The following is a 6,810-nucleotide window of genomic DNA, read 5'->3' as shown; positions in this document are numbered from 1 at the left end:
GAGGGCGCCTGCTAAGCCACTGATTTTCCTGCGAAAAACTGGAGCGGGCGAAGGGATTCGAACCCTCGACCCCAACCTTGGCAAGGTTGTGCTCTACCCCTGAGCTACGCCCGCTCTGGCGCCGCGGCGCCGCAGCGCCGTCGAGGTGGCGGGTTATATCCGATGCCGCGGGATTTGCAAGCACCTAAATGCGGAAATTTTGCGCGCTCGACCGAGGTGCCGCCGGATGTCGGCCGGGGCGGGCTTGGAAGCGCGGCCGCAGCCTCGTATAACACCGGGCCATGACCACACCCGACAGCACCGCCCCCGACTCGTCCCTGGCCGCCGCAGCCCGCCCCTGCGCGACCCCCGCCGACCTGTTCGCGCGGCTGCGCTCGCTCGGCATCGAGGTCTCGACGCATGAGCACGAGGCCGTGTTCACGGTCGAAGAATCACGGCACCTGCGCGGCCTGCTGCCCGGCTGGCACTCCAAGAACCTGTTCCTGCGCAACAAGAAGGGCCAGGCCTGGCTCGTCGTCTGCGAGGAGGAGCGCCGGGTCGACCTGAAGGCGCTGGGCGAGCTGCTGGGCGCCGGCCGGCTGTCCTTCGGGTCGCCCGACCGGCTGATGGAGGCGCTCGGCGTCACCCCCGGCTCGGTCACGCCCTTCGCCATCATCAACGACGGCGCCCGGCAGGTCACGATCGTGCTGGATGCCGACATGATGCGGCACGGCACCCTGCACTTCCATCCGCTGGTCAACACCATGACGACGGCGATCGAGCCGTCCCGCCTGCTCGGCTTCATTGCCAGCTGCGGCCACGAACCCCATATCGTCGATCTCGACCCCGTCACCCTGCCGGCGGAGCCGGCGACCGTCACGCCACCGGCGGAGGACGCGCCGGCCGGCGGCTGACCCCGCCGCTTGCCGCCGCCGGCCTTCGGCACAGATCAATACCAGACCTGGGACAACGCCATGGACGCCCTTCTCAATGCCGCTTCCGGCGGCGCCGTACCGGTGATCAAGGACAGCAACACCGCCGGCTTCCGCGCCGACGTGATCGAGGCCTCGATGGAGGTGCCGATCGTCGTCGACTTCTGGGCCACCTGGTGCGGCCCGTGCAAGACGCTGGGGCCGCTCTTGGAGAAGCAGGTCCAGGCCGCCGGCGGCAAGGTCCGGCTGGTCAAGGTCGACATCGACCAGAACCAGGCGCTGGCGGCGCAGCTGCGCATCCAGTCGGTGCCGACGGTCTATGCCTTCTACCAGGGCCGGCCGGTCGACGGCTTCATGGGCGCGGTGCCGGAGAGCCAGGTCAAGAGCTTCATCGACAAGCTGGTGCAGCTGGCCGGACATGATTCCCACGACCATGTCGACGAGTTGCTGGCCGAGGCCAAGACCGTGCTCGACAGCGGCAACGTCGAGGAAGCCGCCGGCATCTACCAGCATGTCCTGGCACATGCCCCGGACAGCGCCGCCGCCGCGGCCGGCCTGGCCCGCTGCCTGATCGCGCTGGGCGAGATCGAGCAGGCCAAGCAGTTCCTGGACAGCGTGACGCCGGAGATGGCGCGCCACGCCGACATCGCCGCGGCCAGGACCGCGCTGGAACTGGCCGAGCAGAGCGCCGTCGCCATCGCCGGCCTGGCCGGGCTGCGCCAGCGCCTGGAGGCCAACGCGAACGACCACGAGGCGCGCCTGGAGCTGTCGACCGCCCTCTACGGCGCCGGCCAGCGCGAAGAGGCGATGGACGAGCTGCTGGAGCTGTTCCGTCGCGACCGCGAGTGGAACGAGCAGGCGGCGCGCAAGCAGCTGGTCAAGCTGTTCGAGGCGCTGGGCCCGACCGACCCCCTGACCCTGTCCGGCCGGCGTCGGTTGTCCTCGCTCCTGTTTTCATGAAAACGGGGCCGCGCGCGCCCGGCTTCGAGGACCTCGGCACCGACCTGCCGGTCTTCCCCCTGCCCGGGGTGCTGCTGCTGCCGCGCGGCCTCCTGCCCCTCAACATCTTCGAGCCGCGCTACCTCGCCATGGTCGAGGATGCGCTGGCCGGCGGCCGGCTGATCGGCATGATCCAGCCGCGCCCCGGCAGCTGGGGCGCGGCCCCGCCGCCGCTCTACGCCGTCGGCTGCGCCGGCCGGATCACCAGCTTCGACGAGACCGATGACGGCCGCTACCTGATCACCCTGACCGGGCTGTGCCGGTTCCGGGTCGATGAGGAGCTGGAGGAGCGGCGCGGCTATCGCCGGGTGCGGCCGGGCTGGACCGGCTTCGCCGCCGACATGGCCGGACCGCCCCCGGCCGAGATCGACCGCGCCGGGCTGGACCATGCCCTGACCGAGTATTTCCGCATCGCCGGCCTGTCCGCCGACTGGGAGGCGATCGGCCAGACCCCGGATGAGCGCCTGGTCACCTCGCTGGCCATGATCTGCCCGTTCGAGCCGCAGGAGAAGCAGGCGCTGCTCGAAGCGAAGGATCTCTGCGAGCGCACCCAAGTCATGCTATCGATCATCCGGATGGCGATCCATGGCGGCCATGCCGGCCACGTGCGCCACTGACGGCCCCTGTTCCCGGACCCCGTGCCATGACCGATACCTCCGACAGCGTCGCTGCCCCCGGCAACCCGCCCCCCACCGGGGTCGATCCGCGGCTGCTCGAGATGCTGGTCTGCCCGCTGACCAAGTCGCTGCTGCGCTACGACGCCCGCGCGCAGGAGCTGATCTCGGACCAGGCGCGGCTGGCCTATCCGATCCGCGACGGCATCCCGATCATGCTGATCGACGAGGCCCGGCCGCTCGACCCCGACGCGCGGCGCTGATCCCATGTCCGCCATGGGCAGCCCGCCTTTGACCGGCAGCGCCGCCCGGCCGGTCGAGATCCGGCTGAAGCGGGCCGAGCGGGTGCTGGAGCTGCGCTTCGACGACGGGCTGCACGTCACCCTGTCGGCCGAGCTGCTGCGGGTCGAGAGCCCGTCGGCCGAGGTCCAGGGCCACGGCCCGTCGCAGAAGACCATCGTCGGCGGCAAGCGCAACGTCGCCATCACCGCGGTCGAGCCGGTCGGCCATTACGCCATTCGGCTGGTGTTCGACGACGGCCACGACACCGGGCTCTATTCCTGGACCTGGCTGCACGAGCTGGCCACCCGGCAGGACGAGCTGTGGCGGGCCTATCTCGCCGCGCTGGAGGCGCGCGGCCTGTCGCGTGACCGATAGGGCCGACGCCCTGCCCGCCGCAACCGCCGCCGCCCTGGCCGGCCTGCGGCGCTGGCTGGGCAACCAGGCGCTGATGGCCGGGCCGGTGCAGGACGTCGCCTGCGGCTTCGCCGACGGCCTGCTGGCAGCCGGCATCCCGCTGTGGCGGGCCTATCTCTCGGCCACCACCCTGCATCCCGACATCGAGGCGTTCGGCCTGACCTGGACCCGCGACGGCGGCCGGGAAAGCGAGGCGTACGGCCACGGCTCCTGGGGCAACATGTCCAGCCCCAGCCCGATCTACGACGCCGTCCTCGCCGCGCGAGAGGCCGCGATGGATCCGGCCACCGCCCAGGCCGAGGACATCGTACCGCTGACCCGCTACCGGCTGGAGCAGGGCCAAGGGGTGGAGCGCTATCCGATTCTCGCCGAGCTGCACGCCGCCGGCGCCACCGACTACCTTTGCTTCATCATCCCCTTCGGCTTCGACGGCACGCTGCACCCGCTGCGCACCGGCGCCTCGGTCACCCTGGCGACCGACCGGCCCGGCGGCTTCACCACGGCCGAGGTGCGAGCGCTCGACGACCTGATGCCGGTGTTCGGCGCCGCCATCCGCGCCGGCATCGACCTCGCCGCCTTCCGCACCGTGCTGATCACCTATCTCGGCCGCGATGTCGGCCGGCGGGTGCTGCATGGCGAGATCCGCCGCGGCTCGGTCGAGACCATCTCGGCCGCGATCCTGGTCGGCGACCTGCGCGGCTTCACCGCTTTGGCCGATGCCCTGCCGCAGGACCAGCTGGTTGCCATGCTGGACGATTATCTCGACGCGCTGGCGACGCCGGTCGAGGACCGCGGCGGGCAGGTGCTGAAATTCATGGGCGACGGCCTGCTGGCCACCTTCGCCTTCGCCGAGGACGACCCGGCCGGGACCTGCGGCCGGGCGCTGGCCGCCGCGGCCGAGGCGCTGCAGCGGATCGCCGCGATCAATGTCCGGCGCGCCGAAGCGGGCGTTCCGGTGATGACGCTGGACGTGGCGCTGCATGTCGGCGACGTGCTTTACGGCAATGTCGGCTCGGGCCAGCGGCTGGACTTCACCATCATCGGCCCGGCAGTGAACGAGGCCGCCCGGCTGGAGAATCTGTGCGGCGTGCTGGGCGTGCCGATGGTGGTCAGCCGCCGCTTCGTCGAGGCGCTGGCGGCGCCGCAGCTGTTCCGCTGCCTCGGCCTGCAGACCTTGCGCGGCGTGCGCGCCCCCGTCGAGGTGTTCACCCCGGCCTGAGGGCGCGGCTCCTCGGATGACAGCCGCCGCGGCGAGCGGGCCAGAGCGCCCCGGCGTCTTCCGGCTTCGACAATCTGCGAGGCGAGCTGGAGCGCGCCGCGAAGCCGAGATGGCAGATGACGGATTTGATAGCCGGCTACGCCATAGGGCGTAGTTGACTTCGAATAGCAGCTTATGGGAAACATAAAATTCGAAATAACTTTTATGATTATAGTCTGATATCAGAGCGGTACTCTAGAATCGGATCATATAATCATATTCATGCAGGAACCTGATGCCTTGGAGGCAGTCCTATGTTCGATATTCATCTAAACAAATGAAACTCTGAAAAGTCAGCCACCATCCCGTCGGCTGGCAGATCACATACTCAGACTAAGACACCGTCGCTCAACTGCGTTCTGTGCATCGATCCGGAACGTCGAGCTACTTCTCGTGCCCACGATTGCCGGAAGTCAGATGATCTTATCGCCCAGGATTCCAACCAGCCGTTGACGAATCCATTGCCATACTGATGGGGAGGCATTTTTTCATGGCGACACTCTTTGGCACGTCCGGAAACGAAACTATTTCCGGGACCGGTACCACTGACACGATCTATGGCGGGTCGACCACCTCGCCCAACGGCACCGGCAACGACACGATCAATGCCGGGAACGGCGACGACGTCGTCTATGGCGGAGATGGGGACGACAGCCTCAACGGCGAAAGCCAGAACGACACGCTGATCGGCGGGGCCGGCAACGATAGCCTGAATGGCGGCAGCGGCACTGACACGGTGGACTACAGCCAGGATGGCGGCTCGGGCGCCGTCACGGTCAACCTCGCCACCGGGACTGCGACCGACAGCTTCGGCAACACCGACACGCTCAGCAGCATCGAAAACATCATCGGCACTGCGCTGAACGACACCATCGTCGCCAATGTCTCGAACTTCACGGACAACAGCTTCAACGGGGGCGCCGGCACCGACACGGTCGATTATTCGGCCTCGTCCAACGCCCTGACGGTCAATCTGGGCACCGGCTCGGCCACGGGGACCGGTATCGGCACCGACACGCTCACCTCGATCGAGATCGTCAGGACCGGCAGCGGCAACGACACGCTCACCGCCGCCGCTGCCGGCAGCACGCTCATCGCCGGCATCGGCACGGATCAGCTGAACGGCGGGTCCGGCAATGATACTCTGGTCGGTGGCAGCGGCAATGACACGCTGAGCGGTAATGGCGGTACCGACACGGCCGACTACAGCCAGGACGGGGGCTCCGGCGCCGTCACGGTCAACCTCGCCACCGGAAGCGCGACCGACAGCTTCGGCAACACCGACACCCTCAGCAGCATCGAAGACATCGTCGGCACGGGGCTGAACGACACCATCACCGCGAATGTCACAAACGGCGCCAGCAATGCCTTCATCGGCGGTGCCGGCACCGACACCGTCACCTATGCGGCCTCGACCAATGCCCTGACGGTCGACCTCTCGGCCGGAACGGTGACGGGCACGGGCGTCGGCACCGACACCCAGAGCGCGATCGAGATCATCCGGACCGGCAGCGGCAACGACATCTTCTCCGCCGGCGCCGGAGGGCTCGGAGGTGTGACAACCCTGGACGGCGGGTCCGGCAACGACACGCTGACCACCAGCGGCGCCGCGCTCGACCTCACCGGCAAGACCCTCACCAGCATCGAGCAGATCACGACGACCAACGCCGCCGGCACCGCCTTCACCACCGGCAACGTCGCCACAGCGCTGCTGATCCATGGGGCGGGGGGCGGCGACAGCGTCACCCTGACTGGTGCCGCCTTCACCGCGGCGCAGATACAGCAGCTGTTCTCGCAAGGCATCGAGACCGTCATCGACAGCGCCGGCACCCACGTGCCGAATGCCGCGCCCACTGCCGTTGCCGACACCGGCACCGCGGTGGAAGACGGCGGCCCCGTGATCCTGACGGCGGCGAGCCTGCTCGCCAACGACACCGACCCGGATTCCGGCGACACCAAGACCCTGGTCTCGGTGAACGGCACGGGCGCGCTGGGCTCGGTCAGCATCAATGGCGACGGCAACGTGGTTTACGACCCGGGCACGGCCTTCCAGAGCCTGGCCGCCGGCGCCACGACGACCGACACCTTCACCTACACGATGCAGGACAGCGCGGGGGCGCAGAGCACCGCGACCGTCACCATCACCATCACTGGGGTCAATGACGGCCCGACCGCCGGCACCGTCGCCGACCAGAGCACCGACGAGGACACCCCGCTCACCGTCGCCAAGTCCCTGATCCTCGCCGGCGCCGGCGACATCGACGGCGACACCGTCACCCTGACCGGCGGCTCGGCGCTGCACGGCACCGTCTCGCTCAATGCCGATGGCGAC

The 6,810-nt window shown here is 68.8% G+C and carries 7 protein-coding genes and 1 tRNA gene; 7 read left to right on the top strand and 1 reads right to left on the bottom strand.

Features of this window, described 5'->3' with window-relative positions; all coding sequences use genetic code 11:
• Positions 1-39 precede the first annotated feature (39 nt).
• Positions 40-114, bottom strand: a tRNA-Gly gene (locus FFK22_RS40345).
• A gap of 167 nt (positions 115-281) precedes the next feature.
• On the opposite strand from FFK22_RS40345, the gene FFK22_RS40340 reads away from it, so the two are divergent.
• The 7 genes from FFK22_RS40340 to FFK22_RS40310 form a co-directional block, all read left to right on the top strand.
• Entirely contained in the window at positions 282-893 is a 612-nt protein-coding gene (locus FFK22_RS40340) for a prolyl-tRNA synthetase associated domain-containing protein (RefSeq protein ID WP_138892613.1), read from the top strand.
• A 60-nt stretch (positions 894-953) separates the two neighbouring features.
• Entirely contained in the window at positions 954-1,871 is a 918-nt protein-coding gene (trxA, locus tag FFK22_RS40335; protein ID WP_138892612.1) for a thioredoxin, read from the top strand.
• The gene (locus tag FFK22_RS40330) at positions 1,868-2,527 is read left to right on the top strand and encodes an LON peptidase substrate-binding domain-containing protein (RefSeq protein ID WP_138892611.1); all 660 of its coding nucleotides are present in this window, start codon (positions 1,868-1,870) and stop codon (positions 2,525-2,527) included. Before trxA ends, FFK22_RS40330 begins: the two co-directional genes overlap by 4 nt.
• A gap of 92 nt (positions 2,528-2,619) precedes the next feature.
• Positions 2,620-2,787 carry a Trm112 family protein gene (locus tag FFK22_RS40325; RefSeq protein WP_373683776.1) on the top strand — a complete coding sequence of 56 codons (168 nt, stop codon included), beginning with the start codon at positions 2,620-2,622 and terminating at the stop codon, positions 2,785-2,787.
• A gap of 4 nt (positions 2,788-2,791) precedes the next feature.
• Positions 2,792-3,181 carry a gamma-butyrobetaine hydroxylase-like domain-containing protein gene (locus FFK22_RS40320; protein ID WP_138892609.1) on the top strand — a complete coding sequence of 130 codons (390 nt, stop codon included), beginning with the start codon at positions 2,792-2,794 and terminating at the stop codon, positions 3,179-3,181.
• Positions 3,171-4,439: an adenylate/guanylate cyclase domain-containing protein gene (locus FFK22_RS40315; protein WP_138892608.1), complete on the top strand. Its 1,269-nt coding sequence runs from the start codon at positions 3,171-3,173 to the stop codon at positions 4,437-4,439. Before FFK22_RS40320 ends, FFK22_RS40315 begins: the two co-directional genes overlap by 11 nt.
• Positions 4,440-4,968: 529 nt before the next feature.
• A partial coding sequence (locus FFK22_RS40310) for an S-layer family protein (RefSeq protein WP_221939250.1) occupies positions 4,969-6,810 on the top strand: 1,842 nt, incomplete at its 3' end.

Origin of the sequence: Mycobacterium sp. KBS0706, from assembly GCF_005938675.2 — a bacterium.
GTDB lineage: Bacteria > Pseudomonadota > Alphaproteobacteria > DSM-16000 > Inquilinaceae > Inquilinus.
This window is presented reverse-complemented; position numbering and strand designations above follow the sequence as displayed.